A 23294-nucleotide genomic window follows, 5' to 3' on the forward strand; every position below is an offset into this window, starting at 1 on the left:
AATGCCATGCCGTAAGTCTACGAGCACGGCAAGGGCCCTCATCCTCCGCGCCCGAGCGAGGTTCCGAAGGCCCCGCGGCCCGGTGGCTCGGAACCGGCTGAAGCGCCGGCCTCAGCCGCCACCGGCGACTACCCGCGCCGGGCGGCCAGCTCGCCGTCCGATGCCGCTCCGGTGGGGCGGTCTCATCCGTCGGCTGCGCGCTGCGGGGGAGTGTGGGCGGGCATGCGATCGGCGGTGCACGGTCCGGCCGAGCCGTGCACCGCCGGGACGCCCCACGCCGACCGGCGCGGGCGCGGAGGGCGTGCGGGAGGCGGTCACGGCGCGCACCGGCGCCGTGACCGCCTCCCGTACGCCCCCGGGTCAGAGCGTGGTGTCCAGCTCCGGAGCCAGCAGCTCCGCGACCGTCTGGCGGCGGCGGATCAGCGTGGTCTCCTCCCCGTCGACGAGGATCTCGGGGATGAGCGGCCGGGAGTTGTAGTTCGACGACATGCTCGCGCCGTACGCACCCGTGTCGTGGAACACGACCAGATCGCCGACCTCGGTGCGGGGCAGCGGCACCGGCTCCACGTCGCCCCCCTCGACCTGGGTGAAGACGTCCCCCGACTCGCAGAGAGGGCCTGCCAGTACCGTGTCGCGGGCGTCCCGGCCGCTGGGCGAACCGTCGGGGCCGAGGACCGAGACCCGGTGGTTGCTGCCGTACATGGCGGGCCGCATCAGGTCATTGAACCCGGCGTCGACCAGGACGAAGTAGTTGCTGCCCACCGGCTTCTGGGCGCGGACCTCGGCGGCCAGCACGCCCGAGCCCGCCACCAGGAAGCGTCCGGGCTCGATCTCCAGGCGGACCGGGTGACCGAGTTCGGAGACGAGTTCCTGGCGGGCCGAGTCCCAGAGTTCGAAGTACCGGTCGGTGTCGATCTCCGGGTCGCCCGGCGCGTACGGCACGGAAAGGCCGCCGCCCGCCGAGATGGCCCGGATGTCCCGCCCGGCCATCCTGACCTGCTTGACCATGGTCTCGCACACCGACTCCAGGTGGCCGTAGTCCACCCCTGAGCCGATGTGCATGTGCAGTCCGACGAGGTCGAGCCCGTGCCGGTCGACCAGCGCGAGGCTCTCCTCCAGGTGCTCGTGCCAGATGCCGTGCTTGCTCTGCTCCCCGCCGGTGTTGGTCTTGCGGCTGTGGCCGTGGCCGAAGCCCGGGTTCACCCTGATCCACACCGGATGCCCGGGGGAGGCGGCCCCCACCTGGTCGAGCATCTGCGGGGAACCGGCGTTGACCGGGATCCCCAGTTCGACGACCCTGCGGAGCGTGGAGCGGTTCAGCAGGTCGGCGGTGAAGACGATCGGCTCGTCGGCCCCCTCGACCTGGTACCCGGCCGCCAGGGCCCGCTCGATCTCACCCTCCGAGACGGCGTCGACCAGGACGCCCTCCTCGCGCATCAGGCGCAGGATGTGCAGGTTCGAACATGCCTTCTGGGCGAACCGGATGACGTCGAAGCGGCGCAGCCGGGCGATCTGCGCGCGGATCGTCCCCGCGTCGTACGCCCACAGCGGGGTGCCGTACTCAGCGGCCGCGCCCGCCAGCCGCGGCCCGTCGAGGGCGCCGGGCAGGGGTGTGGGCGCGGGGGAAGAGGAGGAAACAGCGGTCATGGTCAGTCCTTCTCACCGATCATCAGGGCAACGCCCAGATCCTCTTCCAAACGGCGCAGGATCCGCTCGGCCGTCCGTACCACGGACGGATGGTCCGGGCCGCGCAGCATGAACCTGGCCACGATCTGCCCCGCGGAGACGCGTTCGCCGGGCCCGGTGCCGTAGCTGTCGAAGCCGACGACCTCCAGGACACCGGGCTCGTCGGCGATCCATTCCAGGGCCGCACCCGCCGCGAGGACGCCGCCGTCGCGGGCCATCACCTTGCGTCCGCCGACGCAGCCGTCGAGTTCCCCCGGAAGAGCCACCCCGGCACCCGGCTCCAGGATGCTCAGCAGACCGGAGAAGATGTTCGTGCCGGTGGCGTGCCGGTAGATCGTGGGCAGCGCGCCGCCCATCACCCGGGGGTTGACCTCCACCAGGACCGGTCCCCGCTCGGTGACCATGATCTCCAGATGGAACACGCCCAGGTCGAGGCCGATGGCCCGGCAGACGTCGATGGCGTACTCGACGCAGGCGGCGGTCCCGTCGTCGGGGAGGTTCGCGGGGATGTACGAACCGAGTTCCACCACCTCGTCCTCCGCCCAGCGGAACCGGCCGGAGACCGCGAACGGGAAGAACTCCCCGTCCCTCGCGCCCAGTTCGACGGAGACCAGCGTGCCGACCAGGTACTCCTCGACGAGGATCCCGCGGGTGAACTGCTCGTGCCACTGAGCGGGCACCGCGTCCAGGCCGGTGAGCACGGTGCGGCAGCCGGCCGCCGCCTCGGCGGCGTCCGCCGCCACGCAGGAGAGCAGGCTGTCGGCCCCCGACGGCGGCTTGAGGATCACCGGGTAGCCGATCTCCTCGGCCGCTGCCAGCACCTGCTCCTCGGTCTCGGCCAGGGCGTACCGCGCGGAGGCGAGTCCGGCCTTCTCCAGGACCGCCCGGCAGCGGTCCTTGCGGCGGGCGGTGAGGACGGCGTCGGTGGCCGTGCCCCGGAGCCCGATCTCCCGGCAGGCGATCGCCACGGCCTCTGCACTCAGCTCGAGTTGGCCGGTGACGACGTCGATGGGGTCCACGGCGTGGCGCTCGGCGAGCACCCGGGTGACGGTCCCGGCGTCGGTCGTCACCAGCCCGTCGACCAGGTGGTCCACGGAACCGACGATCCGCTGGTTCTTCTCGGTGGGAGGGTAGAACGGCTCGGCGGACTGGAGATAGGTGACCCGGTGGCCGGCTTCCTTGGCCAGCCTGATCGCTTCGAGTGCTGCGGGGTTCGAGTCGACGAACGCGATGTGCATGGTTCTGCCTTGCGGTCGGTTGAGGGGGTCGAGCGGCGGGGAGGCCGCTCAGAGGGTTACGGCGATGAGGCCGGACAGATCCGGGACGCAGCCCGGAGCGGCATCCCCGTACCGCTCCTCGATCGTGGACGCCAGTCCGGGCACCAGAGGCGAGGCCTGGGAGGCGAGGACGCGCAGTCCCGCGGTGGCGAGCCCCGGATCATCGGACGCCCTGGCCGCGAGCAGCACGAGCAGGTTGGCCGTCGTCTCCGCCGCCAGACGCATCGAGAACGTCTCCAGCGTGTACGCCCGGCGCATCCGGTCACGGTAGCGGTCCAGGAGGGCCTCGGTGCCGGGGCCCGCGGTGACGGGCCGTCCGGTGTACGCGGCCAGCTCCGCGGTGATCCTCCGGAGCGGCTCGTGCAGCCGGGTGCGTACGGTCTCCAGGAAGCCGGCCTCCGTGAAGTCGGCCGGCTGGTGCTCCGGGTTGCCCAGGGCGAGGTGGAAGCGCACGTTGTCCGGACCGTACTTGCCCACCAGATCCCGGGCCCAGATCAGGTGGCGCCGGCTGGTGGAGAACTTGGCGCCTTCGAGGTGGTAGAACTCGTTGGTCACGATGGCCGTCGGCTCGATCAGGCCTCCGTGCGCGAAGGCCAGTCCGAGATGGACGAACGAGAAGTAGAACGTGTTGTCGTAGCCGAGGAACTGCACGAGTTCGAAGCCGGACCCCTTGTCCCACACACCGGTCGGCGACTCCGGTGTCCGACGGGCCCTGGCCGCCTCCGCCATGTGCCGCAGGCCCGGAAGCATCTCGGCCCAGACGTTGATCACCTGCCCCTCGAAACCCCCGATCCCCACGGGGATCCCCCAGTCGGCCGGGTAGCTGACCGGGAAGTCGGGCAGCGGCCGGGACAGCATCTCGTCCACGAAGCGCAGCACATGCGGGCGCATCGTCGACCGCCGCCTGCGGTAGAACTCCGTGAACTGCTCCCGGTACTCCTCCAGGGGAAGGACCAGGATCTCCACCTCGCGCGGCTCCTTCGCAGAGCCCCCGCCGGCACCGGTGCTCTCGGCGAAGAGCAGCGAACCGGCGTCGTTGGGGTGGCCGCAGTTCTCACAGATCGCGCCGCAGGTGCCTGCCAGGCACTCGGGGCAGAATCCGGTGGCGAAGGCCTCCAGGAGGTAGCGCCCCGTCTCGGCGCAGTAGGGGAACGTCCAGGTGCGCGGCACCAACCTGCCCGCCCGGTACAGCTCCGCGAAGAACTCACGGATCTCTTCACGGTAGGCGTCGTCGGGGCGTGTGAACGCGTCGATGGCGACATCGGCGAGTTCCAGTGTCCCGGTGATCTCGTCGTTGCACCGGGCGGCGAGCTCGACCGGGTCGACACCCAGGCGCTGCGCCGTGGTCACCACGTAGGTCTGGTGGTCGTCGCCCCCCGACGCGTACAGGGCGGTGTGCCCCATCATGCGCTGCGCGCGGCTGAACACGTCGGCCCCCAGATACGGCCCGGAGAGGTGGCCGACGTGCAGGTCGCCGTTGGTGGTCGGGGGAGTGGCGGTGACCAGGAAACGGCGGGGTGCGGTCGTCATCGCTCCTCCTCCGGGCCCGCGGCGAGTTCGGGCTTCCCGCCGAGCGGGCCGAGGGACCAGACCGACACGAGTTCCAGCTCCTCGGTGTCCGAGCCGTTCTCGAAGTGGTGCGTCAGATACGAGCCCACCACCAGTGCGTCACCGGCGGCGATGTCCGTGCGGACCCCGTCGACCTCGACGCTGCCGCTGCCCCGGACCACGTAGAACTGCTCGTGGTCCTCGTGGGAGTGCGGGGTGGTGGCCGTGCCGGGCGCGACCGTACAGACGCCCATACCGGTGTCCGAGGGACCACTGGACTGCCAGGGCAGGATGCGCCGGAACGCGCAGCCGTACTCGTCCTGGGTGACGGCTTCGTGCCGTCGCTGGATCTGGATGCCGCTCACGCGTGGACTCCTTCGAGAAGAGGTGAGGAAGGGGTGGGAGGTGCCGGGGTGTCCAGCACCGCGTCGAGGATGTCCCCGGCGCGGTGGGCGAGCAGGGACAGCAGAGTGCTGGTCAGACCGTGGGTGTGCTCGGCTGCGCCGTGCAGGAAGACCCGCGGGGCGAAGCCCTCGGCGGTCCGTACGGCGTAGTCGCGGTCGACGAGCAGCTCGCCCTCCTCGTCACGGAGCAGATACGGGTCCACACCGGCCAGCAGACCGCGGGCCTCACGGAAGTCGTAGCCGGTGGCCAGCACGACGGCGTCGTACCGCTCGGTGGACGTCTCGCCGGAGAGCAGGTCGCGTACGGTGGCCGCGGCCAGACCGCCCTCCGCGCGGGCCCCGGCCAGCTCGGTGAAGCGGCGGATCCGCAGCCGGTCCCCGCCGTGCACCCGCTGGTCGTAGAGCAGTCCGGCGACGGCCGTGATGTCCTCGTCGTCGACGGCCGCGTAGTTGGTCGTACTGAGGTCGTCGAGGATGGCACGCCGGCGCTCGGGACCGGCGCCGTGGAACAGGTCGACCGACGCCGGGTCGAAGATGGCGTTGGCCAGCGCACTGCTGTTGGCGGGCATCAGCGCGAAGCCGCGGTGCGCCAGCGTCACCTCGGCCGCAGGGAACTCACCGGCGAGGTACTGGAAGATCTCGGCCGCGCTCTGCCCGGCTCCCACCACCAGGAAACGGTAGGGGAGTTCACGGCCGCGGTCGTGGAAGGAGCGGACGCGGCCCAGGAAGGAACTGCTGTGGAAGACCGTTCCGTCCTCCAGGGCGAGCGGATCGACACCGGGCGGGACGACCGGTGTGCCGCCGGGGGCCAGGGAGACGTGCTCGGCCGAGACGGTGTGCGGGACGCCGTCCGGGCCGCGGTGGTCCACCTCCAGCCGGATGACCGCCCCGTCCGGCCCGGTCACCGGGCGGATCCGCTCGGCCGTCGTGCCGTACGTGACGTACGGGTCGAGCCGCCCCGCCGCCCAGCGGAAGTAGTCCACGTACTCCCGGCGGGTCGGGTTGAGTGTGCCCAGGTTCAGGAACGACTCCAGCCTGCCCTTGGACACCAGGTAGTTGACGAAGCTGTACGGACTGGTCGGGTCCCGGGGCGTCACCAGGTCCTTCAGGAAGGCGACCTGCATCCGGGCGCCGGGCAGCAGCATGTCGGGGTGCCAGGAGAAGCCGTCCCTGGACTCCAGGAAGTGAAGTCCCTTTCCGGGCGCGGTCGTTCCAGCCGACGCGTGGAGCGCGCTCATCGCCAGGTGCGACGGGCCGAAGCCGATGCCCAGGAGCCGGTGGTGCGCGGGCCCGGGAGAGGCGCTGGTCATGCGATCCGCCTCCACGGGTCAGCCGGCCTGCACGGCGGGGCCGGCCTGGCCGTCCTCGGCGGGCCGGTAGTGGGCGTAGAACTTCTTGGTCGGCTCCAGGACCTCCCAGGTGCCGGTGAACCCGGCGGGGACGACGATGGTGTCGCCGGGGACGAACGTACGGGCGTTGCCCTCGTCGTCGGCGATGACCACCTTGCCGTGGAGCATGTGGTAGAACTCGTCCTCCTCGTACACCGCGCGGAACTTGCCCGGTGTGCTCTCCCAGATGCCCGAGGTGAAGGCGCCGTCGGAGCTGGAGAAGTGCAGGGTGTTGGTGATGGCCAGCTCGCCGGATATCCAGCGGTCCGGACCCTTCTTGACGTTCCGTACGTTCTCCGGCTCGGACTCACCGAAGACCACGATGTCCTTGATCGTTCTGCTGGTCATGCCGATCCCTTCGATATCTGGGTGCGGAGGAGTTCCGCGACGAGCCCGGCGGAGGCACCCCGGACCACCGAGTAGTGCGATTCGGGCAGCGGCCGGACGACCGCCGCTGACGGGACGAGGCCGCCCGGATGCCGGTGGAGCGGCGTCAGACCGCGGAAGGCGTCCGGGCGCTCGCGTTCTGCGGTCACGACGAGGAGCGGGCACTCCCGGGGAAGAGGGCTCGGCCGGTGGCCCAGCAGCAGCCGGTACAGCGCGCGGTACTGGCCGTAGAGGTCGCGCAGCGACTCCGGCCGCTCGTCCGGGAGGTGGGCGGCGGCGAGGTGACCGAACGGGTCCGGGTGGCCGGACGGCACGGTGATCGCCACGTCGGCGCCTTCCCCCTGCCCCAGGTGGTCGGTGAAGAAGCCGACGGCGGCGGCCGACTCGTCGAACTCCGCCACGTCGCCGCCGGCCGACACGAAGCTGTCCACCAGGGTCAGCGAAAGCGCTCGGACGAGGTCCGTACGGCGGGCCGTCTCCGCCGCGAGCACACCGCCCATGGACCAGCCCAACAGGTGTACGGGACGGTTCAGCGAGGCGAGCGCGGTCGCGTACTCCGCCGCCAGGTCCACGAGGCCGGGAGGCAGTTCGTGTTCGGGGGGCGACTGCAGGCCGTACACCGCGTACGAGTCCGGCAGCGCCTCGATCACGGCACGGTAGCCCAGCAGGTGACCGCCCACCGGGTGCACCAGCACCACCGCGGGGCCGTCGCCCGGCCTGATCGGGACGAGGAGCCCGTCCACCCGCTGGTCGAGAAGGGCGCACTGGCCGGCGATCGTGCTCGCTTCGAAGAGGCTGGACGGCGCCAGCCGTACGCCGAACTCCTCCCCGATCCGGCGCACGAGGCGCACGGCGGAGACGGAACTGCCGCCGACGGCGAAGAAGTCGTCGTCGACCGAGCGGACCGCCGTCCCGCAGACCTCCTGCCACAGCCGTGCGAGGGCCGTCTCCCTCTCGGTGCGCGGCGGACGGCCGGCCACCGCGCCGGACTCCCCGCCCCGCACGGCCTGTTCCTCCGCGAGGGCGAGCAGCGCCCGCGCGTCCCGCTTGCCGTTCGCGGTCAACGGCAGCGCGGGAACGGCGTGGAAGGCACTGGGCACCGCGTACGAGGGCAGAGCGGCACCGAGCCGGGACCGCAGCGCCGCGGGATCCAGCGCCGTGACACCCTCGCCGTCGGCCCCGGAGAGCACGACGAAGGCGACCAGCCGGCCGTCGGCCCCGCTGCCGGTGACGGCACAGGCCGCCGCCGTGACACCGGGCTGCGACATCAGCTGCTGCTCGACCTCCATGAGGTCCACCCGGTAACCGCGCACCTTGACCTGGCTGTCCACCCGGCCGAGGAACTCCAGGGTGCCGTCGGGCCGGTAGCGGGCGTGGTCTCCGGTCCGGTACAGGCGCTCACCGGTGCGGGGATGGCGGGGGAAACGGGCCGCGGTGAGTTCGGGCTGCCCGTAGTAGGCGGTGGCGAGGCCGTCGCCCGCGATGAACAGTTCCCCCGGGACCCAGTGCGGCACGTCAGCGAAGTCCGCGTCGAGCACGTGGTAGCGCTGGTTGGCGAGCGGCAGACCGTAGGGGACGGACTTCCAGGAGGGGTCGATCCGTTCCACCACGTGGTAGTTGGACCAGATCGAAGCCTCCGTGGCACCGCCCAGGGCGACCACCCGGGCCTTCGGCGCGGCCTGCCGAAGGCGGTCGGGCAGGCCCAGCGGGATCCAGTCACCGCTGAGCAGCACCAGCCGCAGACCGCCCAGCACGTCGGCGGCCCGCTCCCCGAGGTGGTCGAGCAGCATCTCCAGCAGCGCCGGAACGGTGTTCCAGACCGTGGCGCCGCTGCGCCGCACCCAGTCCGCCCACAGGTCGGGGTCGGGCCGGTGGCCGCAGGGCGGGACCACCACGGTGGCCCCTGCGCACAGCCCGCCGAAGAGGTCGAACGCCGAGAGGTCGAAGTGCAGTTCGGAGAGGGACAGCAGCCGGTCGTCCGGCCCGACGCCGAAGCGTTCGACCATGTCCTGGACGGTGTTGAGCAGACCGCTGTGCGGGATCGCGACACCCTTGGGGGTACCGGTCGAGCCCGAGGTGAAGATGACGTACGCCAGGTCGTCGGGCGCGGGGACCGGCAGCGGCCCCGGCACACCGGACGGACCGGGTGCCTCGACGGAGAGCGTGGTGACGGACCGGCCGAGCTCCGAGACCAGACGCACGCCCTCCTCGTCCGCCAGGACCCTGCCGATGCCGTGCCGGCCGAGCAGCGCCTCGACGCGGGCGGCCGGCCAGTCCACCCCGAGCGGCACGTAGGCCCCTCCGGCGGCGATCACCGACAGGGCGGCGAGGTACTGGGCAGGGCTCTTGCGCGCCAGTACGCCGATCAGCTCACCGGGAGCCGGCCCGGACGCGGTGAGCGCCGCCGCCGTGCGTGCGACACGGTCCGCGGCCTCGCGATAGGTGATCTCCCCCTCCACGCCGTGGAACGCGACGCGCTCCGGAGTCCGGGACGCACCCTCACGCAGTCCGTCCAGCACGCCGCCACCGGGGAACGTCCGCGAGGTGTCGTTCGCGGACACGCGGGCCGCGGAGAGGGCGTCGGGCAGCGGGAGTACGTGCCGCGCGGACCACGGGGCGTCCTGCTCGGCGAGCCGTCGCAGCAGGTCCGCGTGGGCCGCCGCCAGCTCCCCGACCAGGCCCTCGGGGAACGCGTCGGCGACGTGGTCGAAGGTGCAGACGAGCTCGCCGTCCTCCTCGGAGACCTGGTGGTCGAGGAGGACCTGCGGGGTGTGCATGGACTTGAACACCAGATCCCAGCCCCGTGCCCTCAGGTGCGGGGGCAGTTCCCCGGACGCCGTGTCGTCGAGACCCGACGCGAAGACGTACGGGCTGCCCACGGCGGAGCCCGGGCGGTCGCGGCGCGCCCGGCGGGCCACCTCGACCCCGGACACCCAGGTGTGCGGGAGGTCCGTCATCAGCCTTCGCTGGAGTGCGGTCGCCCGCTCGGCGAAGGAGCCGCCGGTGCCGTCGCACTCCAGGAGAAGCGTGCTGCCGAAGTTGCCCACGCAGCCGGCCGGTGCCGGGCCCTCCTCCGGGTCAGCCGCCAGCATGCCGCGGGTGGCGACGAGGACGGTCAGGGAGAAGGACGCCTGGCCCGACCAGCGGCGCAGCACCTCGCCGTAGGCGGCGCAGAGCACGCTGTTCGCGGAGAGGCGCGCCCCGCGGGCCCGTTCGCGCAGCCGCTGCCAGGTGTCCGCCGGCAGCCGGTGCCGTACCCGGGAGAACCTGGCCTCGGCGGGGCGGGAGAGTACGGGCAGCTCCGGCGGGCCGGGCAGCGCGGACGACCGCCGCTGCCAGTGCGCGACGGCGTTGCGGTACGCCTGGCTGTCCCGGTGCGTGCCGAGTGCCTCCACGTACCGGGCGAAGTGACCGGCCGGCACGGGCGGGTCCCCGAATCCCCGCCCCTCGTAGGCATCGGCGAGGTCCCGGCAGACCAGCCCGATCGAACGGGCGTCGAGGACGAACAGCCGCAGACACAGCAGGACGAACGTCGTGCCCCGGGCCGAGTAGACGGTGCAGCCCACCTGGGGGCCGTCGGTGAGGGCGGGCAGGTGAGCGGCCGCCGTGTCCCGCTCCTCCCGGAACGCGGCACGCGCCTCCACGGCGTCCAGGTGGCTCCAGTCCACCTGCGCGGGCTCCCAGGAGCCGTCGAGCGGGACGACCCGCTGGAGCCCGTCACGGTCGGCCGCGCAGCGCAGCATCTCGTGGCGGTCCAGGACCGCGCGGAGCGCCGTACGCCAGCGCCCGGCGTCGAAGGCCGCGACCTCGAAGCCGTGCGCGATGTAGGCGGGCGTGGCCAGCTGAGGGAAGCCCGACTCACCGACCTGGTAGGCACTCTGCAGATCGGTCACCGGGAACGGCGCAGGATCCGCGGCCGGTCCGGCCTCCGCACCCGCCGCGGGCAGGCGGGGTCCGGGAAGGCCGGTACTGGCCGCGATCGCTTCGAGCACCGGCCCCTCGTCCGCGGTGAGACGGCGCAGCAGCTCCACCGGGGCGTCCGGCGGGGCGTCGACCGACAGCCGGCCACGGCGTGACCGCACCGAGACGCCGTGCTCGGCCAGCTCACCGAGGAGCGCGACAGTGCCCCGCTGCTCCGTACCCCACCGTGTGTACCCCACCCTGCCGTCCCCTTCCGACCCGCGTACGTCTCACCCTGTGGTCCGGCCCGGCGGGAACCCGTCGCTCCCGCCGGGCCCGTCGGCTACCCCGCCGCACCGTCCGCCGCGAGCCGGTGGACGGTGCCGTCCTCCGTGAACAGCTCGCTCAGCTCGAAGTCGAAGCCCTCCGCCTGGGCCAGCGCGAGCAGCCGCATGGCCGCCAGAGAACTGCCGCCCAGCGCCAGGAACGGCGCGTGGACGTCGATGTGCTCGACCTGGAGCACCTCGGCCCAGATCCTGGCCAGCGCGATCTCGTCCTCGGTGCCCGGTGCGGTGCCCGACCCGGCCGTGGCGGCGGTGCCGCGCGCGGGGAACAGTGCCGGTGCGGCCGCGTTCCCGGTGGGCGGTTCGGCCACCGGGCCGGGCAGACCGGCCGCGATGTGCTCCGCGAGCTTGCCCACCGGCTCCGTACCGCCGTCGGCTATCGACTCCAGTACACCGCGGAACGCCCCGAGGATGCGGTCCACGGACTCCGCGTCGAAGAACGCCAGGTCGTACTTGACCTGGAAGAAGAGCTGTTCCTCGGGCATCGCCTCGATGGCGAACGGATAGTTCGTCCAGCCCACGTAGCGTTCCTGACGCACGTGGACGCCGCCCCGCCCCGACCAGCCGGTGCCCCGGGGGAAGTTCTCGAAGATCAGCAGCGACTCGAACAGCGGCTGGCCGCTGGGCAGATCGGTGCGCTGCTGGATCAGCGGCAGCGGGTAGTGGTCGTGCGAGCGGGCCGCGACCTGGGTGCTCTGGATCTGCTGGAGCCAGCGCCCGATCGGCTGCTCACGCTCCAGACCCACCCGCATCGGGAGGCTGTTGATGAAGATGCCCACGATGTCCTCGACACCGGCCAGCGCCACAGGTCGGTGGGTGATGGTGATGCCGAAGCAGACGTCGTCCTGCGCGCTGCAGCCGCCGACCACCACGGCCCAGGCACCCTGCACCAGGGAGTTGAGGGTCAGCTGGTTGGCGCGGCCGAACGCCAGGAGGCGCTCGGTCAGCTCCTCGCCGAGGTCGAGGCGGGCCTCGGCGTGCATCTCCTGCGAGCTGGCGGAGAGGCCGAGCTGCGCCGACCGGCCGATCACCGTCGGACGGCGGAATCCGGAGAGCCGGTCCAACCAGTAGTCCCGGGCTCCCGCGATGTCCTCGTGCTCCAGGAAGGCCACGTAGTCACCGAAGGAGCGCGTGGGCCGCAGTTCGGGCAGGCGGCCCTCCAGCGCGGAGTGGTAGATCTCCAGCGAGTCGCGCAGCAGGACGAAGAGCGACCACGCGTCGAGGATCAGGTGGTGATAGCTCATCACCAGCTTGTACGAGGTGGCGCCGAGCCGGACCAGGGTCAGCCTGAACAGCGGCGCCCGGTCGTACGCGAACCCCTGGCGCCGGTCCTCGTCGAGGTACCGCTCCAGGAGCTCCGCCTGTTCCGCGTCGGTGCGGCCGGACCAGTCCAGGACCGTCCAGCCCAGCTCGGCGGTCCTCTGCACGGCCTGGAGCGGTTCGGAGAGCCCCTTGGTGGCGATCCAGACCCGCAGGATCTCGTGCCGGTCGACGACCTGCTGCCAGGCCCGGTGGTAGGCGTCGAGGTCCACCTCGCCGTCGACGGCGTACAGGAACTGCTCGAAGTACACCCCGGAGTCCGGGTCGAGCAGCGAGTGGAAGAGCATGCCCTTCTGCATCTCGGTCAGCGGGTACACCGTCTCGACCCCGTCGGGGTCGGCGGCGGCGGAGCGCACCGCGGCGAGGTCCGCGTCCGTGAGGGTGAAGCCCTCCGGGTCGAAGGCCCCGGTCAGGGCGGGCTGCGAGCGGCGCTGCTCCTCGATGAAGGCGGCGGTCTCCGCGACGGTGGGGGTGGCGAAGACCTGGGTGGCGCTCAGGCTGATGCCCTCGCGGTTGGCCTTGGCGCTGATCAGGAAGCCCTGGATGGAATCCCCGCCCAGCGCGAAGAAGTTGTCGTGGATGCCGACGGCCGGCAGCTCCAGGGTCTCGGACCACAGCGTGCACAGGTAGCTCTCGAGCTCGTTGCGCGGTGCCGTGTACTCCTCGGCCAGCTCCAGTTGGGCCCCCCGCAGCTCGTGCAGGGAGCGGCGGTCCACCTTGCCGTTGTGGGTCAGCGGGATCTCGTCGATGACGGTGAAGGCCGCCGGGACCATGTAGTACGGCAGCCGGTCGGTCAGGCGGGCGCGGATCACGGCGGCGGTCGGCGGTTCGTCGGCGCAGGTGAGATGGGCGACCAGCCGCTGGTGCCCGCCTGCCCCGCGAAGGCCGGAGACGACCGCCCCGGTGACGCCGGGGACCTCCAGGAGCCGGGCCTCCACCTCGCCGAGCTCCACCCGGTAACCGGCGATCTTGACCTGGTCGTCCATCCGGCCGAGGAGTTCGAGGCAGCCGTCCTCGGTCTGCCGTGCCAGGTCGCCGGTCCGGAACACCCGGCCCTCGGCGGTCTCGGCGAACTTCGCGGCGGTGAGCTCGGGCAGCCGGTCGTAGCCTTCCGCGATGCCCACGCCGGCCAGGCACAGCTCGCCCGTCCCGCCCGGCGCGACCGGGGTGAGGTCCTCGCCGAGCACGCGGGGTGTGAGCTCCGCCGCGTGCCCGACCGGGACGAAGCCGTCGTACTCGGCGCCGGGCAGGCACTCCCAGTACGTGCTGTAGAGCGCCTCGGTCAGGCCGTAGACGTTGAACAGCCGTGCGCCGAGGCCGGTGGCGAAGTACCTCTCGGGCAGGGCGCCGGGCATCACGTCGCTGCTGCAGAAGACGTACTTCAGCGAGGTGTTGGTGGCGAACGCCGGGTTCTCGAGGATGCCGGAGAGCAGGGCCGGCACGACCATGAGGGTCGTCACCGAACCGCTGTTGATCAGTTCCACCAGGCGGTCGGGGTCCTTGTGGTCGCCGGGCGGCACGATGACGACGGTGCCGCCCGAGAGCACGGGCCAGAAGACCTCGCGGACCAGGTTGGTGATGCTGAGGGTGGTGCGCAGCAGCTGGCGGTCGCCGGGCTGGAGCGGGAAGGTGCGCTGGAGCCACCGCTGGCCGCTGAGCAGGGCGCGGTGGGTGAGCATCACACCCTTGGGCGTGCCGGTGGAGCCGGAGGTGTAGAAGATGAACGCCAGTGCGTCCTCGGCGAGTTCGACGGGCCCGGCGAGCGGCTGCGCCGCACCGTCGAGCAGGTCCTCGACGGCCAGGAGACGGACTCCGTCGGGGGCGCCTCCCGCGAGCAGGGCACGCTCGGTGAGGACGAGTCCGGCACCGGAGAACTCCAGGATGGTGGAGCGGCGTTCCTCGGGGTCCTCCGGGTCGACCGGAACACAGACGCCGCCCGCGCGCAGCACACCGAAGAGGGCGGGGAGCAGGGCGGAGCAGCGGGACATGTGCAGACCGACACGGCTGCCGGGACGGACTCCCTCGGCGACGAGAGCCGCCGCGATCCGGTCCGCGTCGGCCTCCACCTGGGCGTAGGAGGCCGAGGAGTCCCCGTCGAGGGAGGCGATGGCGGTAGGGGCCGACGTGGCCTGCGCCGTGAGCAGGTCATGCAGGAACGACATGCGTGGACACCACTTTCCGTGTGGTCGGTGCGGAACGGGTAGCGGACTGAAGGGATGTGGAGCAGGGGCGGAATGCCGGGAGGGCGGATCAGTTCTGTGGAGTGGGGGAGGTGCCGGCCCGGCCGGCGGGTGTGTCCGCGGCTGTGTCCTCCGCACACTCACCCGCCTTCGCGACCGTCGGCGGGGCCCCGGGCGGGGACAGCAGGGCCCCCGCGATCAGAGGCAGCGCACCCGCGGCCAGGAAGACCCAGGTGATACCGGCGGTCGAGGCCAGGACCCCACCGATCAGCGAGCCGAACGGGATGACACCCCAGGTCAGCCACCGGTAGGTGGCGTTGACACGGCCGAAGAGCGGCACGGGGATGGTCGTCTGGCGGTAGTGCACCACCGCCAGGCTCCACACCATGGACCCCAGCCCGTAGGTGAAGAGACCGACTGCCACGACCGGCACGCTGGGCACGGCCAGGCAGAGGAAGCAGGCGCCGAGCAGCGGCGTCCCGAACCGCAGGACGAGCCGGTCCCCGAGCGCGGCCCGGACGCGGCCGGTCACCGCCCCGGCGAGGATGCTGCCGGCCGCCATGCAGGTGAGCAGCAGCCCGTAACCGGTCGAGGACAGGCCGAGCCGTCCGGGCGCCACGGCCCACAGCGGCAGCATGGTCAGGCACATCGCGTACGAGAGGTTGTTGACGGCCGCCGCCGTCGCGAGCCGGGAGAGACCCCGGTGTTCGCGGAAGTAGCGGAGCCCGTCGCCCAGTTCGCCGGCGAGTGAGCGGAACGTGGTACGCCGGTCGGCCCCGGAGACGGGCGCCGCCGGCTGCTCGTGGCTCGCCTCGCGGACGGCCGCGGGCAGCAGCCCGAGCGCCCAGACGGTGATCACGTACAGGCCCACCACGACGGCGAGCCCGCCACTCGATCCCAGCGCTGCCACGTAGCCGCCGAGGGCCGGGCCGATCAGCTGCGCCAGGAACATCTGGGTGGACTGGAGTGACGCGTTGGCCCGGGGCAGCTGCTCCGACGGAACCAGCCTGGGCAGCTGGGACTGGGCGGCGACGTCGACGAAGTTGCCCGCGCAGCCGATGAGGAAGGCCGCGGCCACCAGAGGCCACAGGGACAGCCGGTCGAACGCCGCCAGGGCGCACATCGCCGCAACCAGCGGCAGCCGGACCGCGGAGGCCCAGCGCATCACGGTCCGGGGCGGGTAGCGGTCCGCGATCACCCCGGCGGGGAGGGTGGAGATCAGCCAGGGCAGCCGTACGGCGAGGCCCACCACCGTCACCGGGAGCGCGGAGCGGCTGATCCCGAGTGCCAGCAGCGGGACCGCGATCTTGTAGATGCCGTCCGCGAGGTCCGAGGCGACGACGGCGGACTGGAAGAGCCTGAACGGCGAACCGAGTCGTTCCCTGCCCGGGGTGTCCCGTCCCCTCCGGAGGACGCTCAACATCGGTCCACGAGCAGTACGGAACTCATCAGGGCGCCGTGGTGCGCGTTGAGGACGGGGCCACCGCCGGGCACGCCGTGCCGGACCAGAACCCCCGACGGCGCGCCGCCGAACATGAAGGGTCCCAGTACGAAGGGCACTTCGGCGTGCTCGACCGCCCCGGTCTCCTGGTCGTAGAAGTCCAGGGCGAGCCGGTCGGGCGTCACGTGCCGCTGAAGGATGTGGCGCCCCTCCCGCGCCGCCCGCTCCAGTGCTTCCCGCCACTCCTCGTCCGAGACCTCCGGGCCGAGGACGACGCCCCCGCCGCCGTACCCGCCGGCCGGCTTGAGGACCAGTTCCGGGCGGTGGGCCAGGGCGTGCGCGAGCGACTCGGCGCTCCCGGCGCCTGAAGCGGGGAAGAGGACCGTCCAGGGCAGATGGCGCTCGATGAGCCGCTGGTCGGCATCCGGCAGCGACTCCTTGTCCTCCCAGAGCCATGCCATCGTCGTCTTGTCGCTGAGCAGCCAGGTCGCCTCGGACGTGTGCATGCGGACCTGCCCGGCACGCACGGCGCGGGTCAGCGCGTCGAGGCCGTCCCCCGGTGGCTGGTCGAAGCTGAGGAAGAGCCGGAACACGGCGTCCACCCGCTCTCCGTCGAGCAGCAGGACGTCCTGCTCACCGGTCTCCAGCTGGTCCATACGGCAGGCGACGGTGTCCATTCCGTGGCGCCGTCCGCTCTCGCACATCGGACCCAGCCAGGCGAGGAAGGCGTCGGCCTCCTCCAGCCCGGGTGCCGCGCCCTTGCTGAACACCGGAATGGCGACCCGCGATCCCTCGGCAAGCTCCAGGGACCTGCGAATCCAGGCGAACCGGGAATCCACCGCGGAAGGCGGGGCGTCGACACGGTTCCCTCCGGGAAGCGCGCGGCAGAGGTCCCGGAACCGCGAGGCGAGCAGATCGGCCTGGAGTGTGCCGCCGAGCGCCCCGTCGATGTTGAATTCGACGAACCACGGGATCCCGGACCGGTAGACGACATCGGGCCGCGCCGCCACGAGAAGGTTCTCGTCGAGCGGCTCGGCGCGTGACAGCAGCGGGGTGTCGGCGGGGTCCACGCCGAGGACGTCCTGGAGTTCGCCCGCGGTGGAGGCTCTGCGGCGGCAGGAATCGAGGAGGAGAGTCATCAGGCGCGCGGAGACGCGTCCCAGTTCCTCGTAGTGTTCCCGGTCCACGAAAGCAGGCCGGAGAGGGCGCCAAGCCCCTTTGGAACCACTGATTCCGTCATGCACGCGCCGGGCCCCGACTGTGGAACCGCTCAGCAGACCGTTCCTGAAGGACTGGGGGAGGTCGCTCCACACATCCAGTGAACGGCGGAGAGAGTCGACAATTCCGCTTTCCATGCCCCCACGTTTCCCTGATCGCCAACCGCAGGTGGGGGGTCTGGTCGGCGTCCCCCCGGTCGCCGGAACGAGACACTATCGCTGCGAGGGCGGTGGTGATCTTGGTTCCCGGAGCATGTGGCGGAGAGGTCTGGACCTGAGCGAAGGAGTTTCATGATGCACGGGGAGGCTCGTGAGAATTTACGAAACGTTCACATGAAACCGAGAAGTATCACTGTTCGGACAGACGCCGATATGCCGCAGTCTGTCCTGAACAGTCCATGCATGAGGGGCAGTTGTATGCTGCGCCGGTGACGACCCGGGTGATGTCCAGTGAGATGCGCCGGCCCCTGGAGCTGGGAGAGGGCCTCCTCGGCGAGCCGCCGCCGGTGCCGCAGGAGGGCGAGCCACCCGCACTGTGGCTCGTGCGCTCCGACCGCTTCGGGGGTGTCGCTGCCGGATCGGCCGCCTCCGTGCTCGACGCCGGTGAAAGCGGGCGGGCCGAGGAGTTCCGGAAGGACGAGGACCGCCTCACCTATCTGGCGGGGCATGTGGGGCTGCGGTCGCTGCTCGGTGCCTATCTGGGCGTGGCGCCCCGGGAGGTTCCGCTGGAGCGGGAGCCGTGCTTCTCGTGCGGACGGCCCCACGGCCGCCCCTTCGTGCGGGGCAACCCCCTCCACTTCTCCCTCTCGCACACCGCGGGGCTCTGCCTGCTGGCCTTCGCCGCGACACGGGTGGGGGCGGACATCGAGGCGGTGCCCGCGCTCACGGTCGCGGACGATGCCGGCTCCGCCCTGCACCCCCGCGAGGCGGCCGAGTTGAGGGCCCTGGGTCCCCCGGACCGGCCGGCCGCGTTCGCCCGGACCTGGGTGCGCAAGGAGGCGTGGCTGAAAGGGCTGGGCACCGGTCTGGCGCGCTCTCCCGCTCTGGACTACCTGGGAACGGTGCGGGAGGCGGTCGCCGGACCGAAGGGCTGGTGGGTGGGCGACGTCCCGGTGGACGACGGATACGCCGCCGCGGTCGCGGTGGCGGACCGACGCCGATGAAGGGTGTGGGGGACCACCGCCGGGTGGGGACGCCGTGAGGCGCTGGACGCGGTGGGCCGAACCGCCGCGAGCGCGGCCGGCCCCAAGAGGCAGGCCCGCGCCCCGGCGCCCCTGCTCGAGGAGTGCCTCTTCCGACCCGGGTCCGGGGCCCGGGGAGGGGTATCCGTGGCGGGCCAGGCACACTCTGAGTGTCGTATTTCCCGCAACGGAGGATGATTCACGCATGATCACGCTCAGCAAGGAAGACGGACCGGCGGACCTGGACGGAGTCACCCACCTGTCCATCGGGGTGTCCTGGGACCCCACCGCCGGCAGCAGCGGAGGAGTGATGGGCGTCCTGCGCCGCAAGACGGGCACCGACCTCGACCTGATCGCCATCGCCATGCAGGGCGCGGATCCGGTGCGTCTGGCCGGCCTGGACTCGCTGGATCCCATGGGCAACGGTTCCATCGCCCACAGCGGCGACAACCAGACGGGACGCGGCGACGGGGACGACGAGACGGTCACCGTGGAGTTCGGGCGCATCCCCACGAACATCACGTCGGTCCTCTTCGTCGCCGCCGCCTTCAAGAAGGGCAGCTCGTTCCAGAAGGCCCGCAACATCAGTTTCAAGGTCTACGACGCGACCGGCGGCAGCAGCCAGCAGGTGGCCGACATCTGGCCGAGCCTGCTCACCCAGGACAACGCCTGCGCGGTGGCCAAGGCCGTACGGGTCGGAGGCTCGTGGAAGCTCGAAGTGATCAACACGACGGGGAAGGTCAAGCAGGGCGACGAGCACGCCCTGATGCGCTTCGCGATCAGCAAGTAGTACGGCGTCCCGGCCGCCGTGGACGGGTCCGGGGCCGCGGGTCGGCGCGACCGGCCGGTGCACGGGACCGCCTCCCGCCCCGCCCCCGGCCGGCCGCTGAACTTCGACTCGCCCGGATCGCGGCCGACTTGGCCCTCGATCCGGATGCCTGAGTCACGCGGGGTAGGCGTGGGTCTGGGTCGCCTTGACGGCGGCCCAGACCGATGCCCCGGGGTGGAGGCGGAGTTCGGCGGCAGCGACCGTGGTGAGATCGGCGGCGAGCGGGAGTTCACCGGTCAGGTCCGCCCGGATCCGGTCGCCGTGCGTCTCCAGCCCTGCCACCTCGCAGTGCCACAGGTTGCGGGCGCTGGTCCCGGCGGGGCGCTCACGGAACAGGGTCACGGCGTCCGGCGGGAACGCCACGAAGGCGGGACCGGACAGCTCCTCCGTCGTGGTGATCAGCGGCCCCGCCTCCAGCCGCACCGCATGTCCCTCGGCCCGGCCCCGGTAGAGGTTCAGGCCGACCAGCTGCGCGATGTAGTCCGTACGCGGACGGCGGGCGATGTCCGACGGTGTCCCCTCCTGGACGACCCGGCCGTCTTCGACGACGACGAGCCGGTCGGCCAGCACCATGGCGTCGAGCGGGTCGTGCGTGACCAGCACGGCCACCGCCTCGAAATCCGCCAGGTGACGACGGAGCTGGGTACGCACCTCGAGCCGGGTACGCGCGTCGAGAGCCGCGAGCGGCTCGTCCAGGAGCAGCAGCCGGGGGCTGGTCGCCAGGGCCCTTGCGAGCGCCACCCGCTGGGCCTGGCCGCCGGAGAGGCGGCGGGGCCGGGAGCCGGCCTGCCCGGCCAGCCCCATCCGGTCCAGCCACGCGGCGGCCTGTACACGGGCGTCGGCCTTGGACGCGCCCTGGCACCTGGGGCCGAAGGCGACGTTGTCCAGCGCGGTCAGGTGCGGGAACAGGAGGTAGTCCTGGAAGACCACGCCGACCGGCCGCGACTCGGTCGGCGTCCCGTGCAGCGACGTCCCGTCGAGGCGCAGATGGCCGCCGCTCGGCGGGACGAGCCCCGCGAGGGCGCGCAGAGCGGTGGTCTTGCCGGCCCCGTTCGGACCGAGCAGCGCGACGACGTCACCGGGCGCGGCCGTGAGCGCCACATCGAGGCGGAAGCCGTCCCGGTCGACGAGGAGGTGGGCGTCCAGTCCCTCCGCAGGGGTGGCGCCCGCCCCGGAGCCCTCGTAGGACTCCCGTTCGGTACGGGTCATGAGCAGGCCGTCCAGCGGTCGTACGGCCCGCCGTGGACCGTGGGGGAGAAACAGGGGCAAGGGCAGATCATGACACCGTCATCCAGCGGTCCCGCAGCCCCGCCAGGACCGTGATGGACACGGCCAGCAGGACGAGGCTCAGCGCGATGGCCGCCGCGGGGTCGCTCTGCAGCGCCAGGTAGACGGCGAGAGGCATCGTCTGCGTACGGCCGGGGAAGTTGCCCGCGAAGGTGATGGTCGCGCCGAACTCGCCGAGCGCGCGCGCCCACGCCAGCACCGCGCCCGCCGCGATGCCCGGCATGATCAGCGGCAGCGTCACCCTGCGGAACGCCGTGAACCGGGACGCGCCCAGGGTCATCGCCGCTTCCTCGAAGCGCGGGTCCGCGGCGCGCAGCGTGCCCTCGACGCTGATGACCAGGAACGGCAGCGCCACGAACGTCTCCGCGATCACCACACCCGCCGTCGTGAAGGGCAGGGTGATCCCGAACCACGAGTCCAGCCACTGCCCCACGACCCCGTTGCGGCCCAGCGCCAGCAGCAGCGCCACGCCGCCCACCACCGGAGGCAGGACCAGGGGAAGGGTGACCAGGGCGCGGACGAGGCCGCGCCCCGGGAACTCGGTACGCGCCAAGAGCCACGCGAGGGGCACCCCGAGGACCAGGCTCAGCGCCGTGGCGGCGGTGGCGCAGACCAATGAGAGCCGGAGGGCGTCCCAGACCTCCGGACTGGTGAGCTGCTCCGGAAGGCTGCGCCAGGGCGCGCGCACGAGGAGGGCGACCAGCGGCAGGAGCAGAAAGGCGAGGCCGACGAGGGCGGGCAGCAGGAGCGGCAGGGGCGTCCCGCGTACCGGACCCGTCCGGGCACCCCGGCGCCGCGGCCGGCCGTCGCGGGTGTCGCCCCCCGTGACGGTCCGGTACGCGGCGCCCGTCCGGTCCTTCTCCGTCACGGCTTGAGGAACCCGGACGCCGTGAGCACCTTCTGCCCCTCCGCGGACCGGACGTAGGCGATGAACGCCTTGGCCGCGGCGGCGTTCGGCGCGTCCTTCAGGAGTGCGATGGGGTAGTCGTTGACCGCGTTGGCGGATTCGGGGAACTCCACGCCCTCCACCTTGTCACCCGCGGCCTTCACATCGGTCTTGTAGACGACCGCGGCGTCCGCTTCCTTCAGTTCCACCTTCGTCAGGGCCGCCTTGACATCCTGCTCGTAGGAGACGGGGGTGAGTTTCAGCTTGTCGGCGTCGAGGGCCTTCTGCGCCGCCGCTCCGCAGGGCACGGTCCTGTCGCAGAGCACGACCTTGAGGCCCGGCTTCGTCAGGTCCTTCAGGGAGCCGATCCCGTCGGGGTTGCCGGGCAGAGTGGCGATCTCCAGCTCGTTGCGGACGAAGGTGGCGGGCGTGCCGGAGGCGGCACCCGCGTCCGTGACCGTGGCCATCGTCTTCGGGCTGGCCGCGGCGAAGACGTCCGCGGGTGCGCCACCGGTGATCCCGGAGGCGAGGCTGTCGCTGCCACCGAAGTTGAAGGAGACCTTCGTCCCCGGGTGGGCCTTCTCGAAGTCCTTGCCCAGCGTGGCGAAGCTCTCCTTGAGCGACGCCGCCGCGAAGACGGTGACGGTGCCTGAGAGGTTCGCGGGGGCACCCGCCGACGACTCCGGCTCGGACGAGTCGCCGTCGGAGGAGGAGCAGGCGGTCAGTGCCAGCAGCGCGGCTGCGCCTGCACCGGTCACCCGCAGGGTCCGGCGCGCGGAACGAGTCATCACGGGGCTACTCCCTCTGGCTCTTCTCGAAGAGTCCGTCTGCTGTCCGCGGAGGGGCCGTCGGGTCCCTCCGCTGCTTCTGTTGTCGTACCGGCCGCCTCGGCACCGGGCTTCACCCCGGGCCACGGAGGCCGCCGGGCTCGTAGGCAAGGCGCGTGCCGGTGCACCCGGTGCGGCGCGATCACCCGGTGGGGACGTTCCGGGCCGCGGGATTCGTCGCGCCCCCGCGTACCGGCGGCCCCGTGCGGTGTCCGGGGTACGGGTCGCGGGCCCCGGACGAGCGCTCAGGCGGGGTGGAGCTCCCCCCTCCCGGCCGGGCGGTCGCCTCGACGATCCACCGGGTGGGCATGCGCTGATCATACTGCCGCAGATTCTAGGGATAAGTCACTTGTGGCATCGCATGAGCCGGACCCCAAGCGATTTGGAGGCGCATGTGCGTTTGTACGGGCCGGCTGCGCGGGTACGTACCAGGCGGAGGTGGTGGCCCGTGAGCCAGGCCGTTGCGGCCGCCGGACCGGCGGCGGAAATCGCCCTGACGGGAGACCTCGCCCGCCCCGCCACCCTGACGGTGCGCGATCTGCTGGCCTGGCCCCAGCACCGGGTGGGCGTCAGCTTCGAGTGCGCCACCAGCGGGGTCCGCCGCCATCGCTTCGCGGGACCGCTGCTGCATGACGTGCTCAGAGACGCAGGTCCCGGCTTCGATCCGGTCCGGCGGAAGGACAGGCTGCGTTTCCTCATCGCGCTGTCAGGGGTGGACGGTCACCACGTCCTGCTGTCCTGGGCGGAGATCGACCCGGACTTCGGGCGGGCCGCCGTCCTGCTCGCGGTGAGCGTCGACGACACCCCTCTCGACCTGGCGGGGCCTCAGCTCGTGCTGCCCCGGGACCGCTGCGGAGCCCGGCACATCAGCGGCATCGACACCATCCGCGTGGACGGCTGCTACCGGGACTATTCGTAGTGCACCGGGCTTCAGCCCGGTGATGAAGCGAATCTGAGAGCTGCTCTGACCTCGGCTGTGTGCACGGATCCGCACTGTTCACCTCGGCCCGGGTCAGTGCGGCCGGTTCTGCTGCTCGATGTACTGCTTCACGATGCTGAGCGGTGCGCCGTCGACGGAACCGGCGAAGTACGAGCCGGACCAGAGTCGTTGTGCCCGCCAGTAGTGGCGGACGAGGTCGGGGAACTCTCCCCCAGCCTTCGGCCGGGAGGTGCCCCCAGGTGGAGCCTGCGC

At 72.0% G+C, this 23294-nt stretch carries 17 protein-coding genes; 3 read left to right on the top strand and 14 right to left on the bottom strand.

Annotation, left to right across the window (positions count from 1 at the left end; all coding sequences use genetic code 11):
- Positions 1-360: 360 nt before the first annotated feature.
- The 10 genes from lysA to ACFXOA_RS28880 all read right to left on the bottom strand — a co-directional run bounded on the left by lysA (position 361) and on the right by ACFXOA_RS28880 (position 17062).
- Positions 361-1647 (bottom strand): diaminopimelate decarboxylase, encoded by a 1287-nt coding sequence (lysA, locus tag ACFXOA_RS28835; RefSeq protein WP_385034523.1) that lies wholly within the window; start codon positions 1645-1647, stop codon positions 361-363.
- Positions 1648-1649: 2 nt separating this feature from the next.
- Positions 1650-2924, bottom strand: a complete 1275-nt coding sequence (locus tag ACFXOA_RS28840; protein WP_385034525.1) for an acetyl-CoA carboxylase biotin carboxylase subunit family protein — start codon at positions 2922-2924, stop codon at positions 1650-1652.
- 48 nt (positions 2925-2972) lie between these two features.
- Entirely contained in the window at positions 2973-4493 is a 1521-nt protein-coding gene (locus ACFXOA_RS28845) for a class I tRNA ligase family protein (protein ID WP_385034527.1), read from the bottom strand.
- Positions 4490-4876: a cupin domain-containing protein gene (locus tag ACFXOA_RS28850; protein WP_385034529.1), complete on the bottom strand. Its 387-nt coding sequence runs from the start codon at positions 4874-4876 to the stop codon at positions 4490-4492. Before ACFXOA_RS28850 ends, ACFXOA_RS28845 begins: the two co-directional genes overlap by 4 nt.
- Positions 4873-6225 (bottom strand): lysine N(6)-hydroxylase/L-ornithine N(5)-oxygenase family protein, encoded by a 1353-nt coding sequence (locus tag ACFXOA_RS28855; protein WP_385034531.1) that lies wholly within the window; start codon positions 6223-6225, stop codon positions 4873-4875. The genes ACFXOA_RS28850 and ACFXOA_RS28855 overlap by 4 nt, the downstream gene beginning before the upstream one ends.
- A gap of 18 nt (positions 6226-6243) precedes the next feature.
- Entirely contained in the window at positions 6244-6651 is a 408-nt protein-coding gene (locus tag ACFXOA_RS28860; protein WP_385034533.1) for a cupin domain-containing protein, read from the bottom strand.
- A complete protein-coding gene (locus tag ACFXOA_RS28865) occupies positions 6648-10850 on the bottom strand; it encodes an amino acid adenylation domain-containing protein (RefSeq protein ID WP_385034535.1) in 4203 nt (1400 codons plus the stop codon). Before ACFXOA_RS28865 ends, ACFXOA_RS28860 begins: the two co-directional genes overlap by 4 nt.
- An 83-nt stretch (positions 10851-10933) precedes the next feature.
- Entirely contained in the window at positions 10934-14416 is a 3483-nt protein-coding gene (locus ACFXOA_RS28870) for an amino acid adenylation domain-containing protein (RefSeq protein WP_385034537.1), read from the bottom strand.
- An 88-nt stretch (positions 14417-14504) separates the two neighbouring features.
- Complete coding sequence (locus ACFXOA_RS28875) at positions 14505-15857, bottom strand: MFS transporter (RefSeq protein ID WP_385034539.1); 1353 nt, start codon at positions 15855-15857, stop codon at positions 14505-14507.
- A complete protein-coding gene (locus ACFXOA_RS28880; protein ID WP_385034541.1) occupies positions 15851-17062 on the bottom strand; it encodes a hypothetical protein in 1212 nt (403 codons plus the stop codon). Before ACFXOA_RS28880 ends, ACFXOA_RS28875 begins: the two co-directional genes overlap by 7 nt.
- Before the next feature lie 458 nt (positions 17063-17520).
- Here ACFXOA_RS28880 and ACFXOA_RS28885 point away from each other — a divergent pair, with 458 nt between their 5' ends.
- Complete coding sequence (locus ACFXOA_RS28885; protein ID WP_385034543.1) at positions 17521-18255, top strand: 4'-phosphopantetheinyl transferase family protein; 735 nt, start codon at positions 17521-17523, stop codon at positions 18253-18255.
- Between the two features lie 223 nt (positions 18256-18478).
- On the top strand, positions 18479-19063 hold the full coding sequence (locus ACFXOA_RS28890) for a TerD family protein (RefSeq protein ID WP_385034545.1): 585 nt from the start codon (positions 18479-18481) through the stop codon (positions 19061-19063).
- A 153-nt stretch (positions 19064-19216) separates the two neighbouring features.
- Here ACFXOA_RS28890 and ACFXOA_RS28895 read toward each other — a convergent pair whose 3' ends face one another.
- The 3 genes from ACFXOA_RS28895 to modA all read right to left on the bottom strand — a co-directional run bounded on the left by ACFXOA_RS28895 (position 19217) and on the right by modA (position 22063).
- The gene (locus ACFXOA_RS28895) at positions 19217-20311 is read right to left on the bottom strand and encodes an ABC transporter ATP-binding protein (RefSeq protein ID WP_385034547.1); all 1095 of its coding nucleotides are present in this window, start codon (positions 20309-20311) and stop codon (positions 19217-19219) included.
- Positions 20312-20378: 67 nt separating this feature from the next.
- Positions 20379-21257, bottom strand: a complete 879-nt coding sequence (gene modB / locus ACFXOA_RS28900; protein ID WP_385034549.1) for a molybdate ABC transporter permease subunit — start codon at positions 21255-21257, stop codon at positions 20379-20381.
- The gene (gene modA / locus ACFXOA_RS28905; protein ID WP_385034556.1) at positions 21254-22063 is read right to left on the bottom strand and encodes a molybdate ABC transporter substrate-binding protein; all 810 of its coding nucleotides are present in this window, start codon (positions 22061-22063) and stop codon (positions 21254-21256) included. The genes modB and modA overlap by 4 nt, the downstream gene beginning before the upstream one ends.
- Positions 22064-22550: 487 nt before the next feature.
- Between modA and ACFXOA_RS28910 the strand changes: the two genes are divergently transcribed.
- Positions 22551-23021 (top strand): molybdopterin-dependent oxidoreductase, encoded by a 471-nt coding sequence (locus ACFXOA_RS28910; RefSeq protein ID WP_385034551.1) that lies wholly within the window; start codon positions 22551-22553, stop codon positions 23019-23021.
- 93 nt (positions 23022-23114) lie between these two features.
- Here the strand turns inward: ACFXOA_RS28910 and ACFXOA_RS28915 are convergent.
- On the bottom strand, positions 23115-23294 hold a 180-nt coding region (locus ACFXOA_RS28915; RefSeq protein ID WP_385034552.1), incomplete at its 5' end, for a transposase.

It is taken from the genome of Streptomyces sp. NPDC059166, assembly GCF_042755185.1.
In the GTDB taxonomy this organism is placed as follows: Bacteria; Actinomycetota; Actinomycetes; order Streptomycetales; family Streptomycetaceae; genus Streptomyces.

What these genes read in the sequence shown, in the direction of transcription:
- lysA (WP_385034523.1), bottom strand. Translation starts at nt 1,647, where the DNA reads ATGACCGCTGTTTCCTCCTCTTCCCCCGCGCCCACACCCCTGCCCGGC.
- ACFXOA_RS28840 (WP_385034525.1), bottom strand. Translation starts at nt 2,924, where the DNA reads ATGCACATCGCGTTCGTCGACTCGAACCCCGCAGCACTCGAAGCGATC.
- ACFXOA_RS28845 (WP_385034527.1), bottom strand. Translation starts at nt 4,493, where the DNA reads ATGACGACCGCACCCCGCCGTTTCCTGGTCACCGCCACTCCCCCGACC.
- ACFXOA_RS28855 (WP_385034531.1), bottom strand. Translation starts at nt 6,225, where the DNA reads ATGACCAGCGCCTCTCCCGGGCCCGCGCACCACCGGCTCCTGGGCATC.
- ACFXOA_RS28860 (WP_385034533.1), bottom strand. Translation starts at nt 6,651, where the DNA reads ATGACCAGCAGAACGATCAAGGACATCGTGGTCTTCGGTGAGTCCGAG.
- ACFXOA_RS28870 (WP_385034537.1), bottom strand. Translation starts at nt 14,416, where the DNA reads ATGTCGTTCCTGCATGACCTGCTCACGGCGCAGGCCACGTCGGCCCCT.
- ACFXOA_RS28875 (WP_385034539.1), bottom strand. Translation starts at nt 15,857, where the DNA reads ATGTTGAGCGTCCTCCGGAGGGGACGGGACACCCCGGGCAGGGAACGA.
- ACFXOA_RS28890 (WP_385034545.1), top strand. Translation starts at nt 18,479, where the DNA reads ATGATCACGCTCAGCAAGGAAGACGGACCGGCGGACCTGGACGGAGTC.
- ACFXOA_RS28895 (WP_385034547.1), bottom strand. Translation starts at nt 20,311, where the DNA reads ATGACCCGTACCGAACGGGAGTCCTACGAGGGCTCCGGGGCGGGCGCC.
- modA (WP_385034556.1), bottom strand. Translation starts at nt 22,063, where the DNA reads ATGACTCGTTCCGCGCGCCGGACCCTGCGGGTGACCGGTGCAGGCGCA.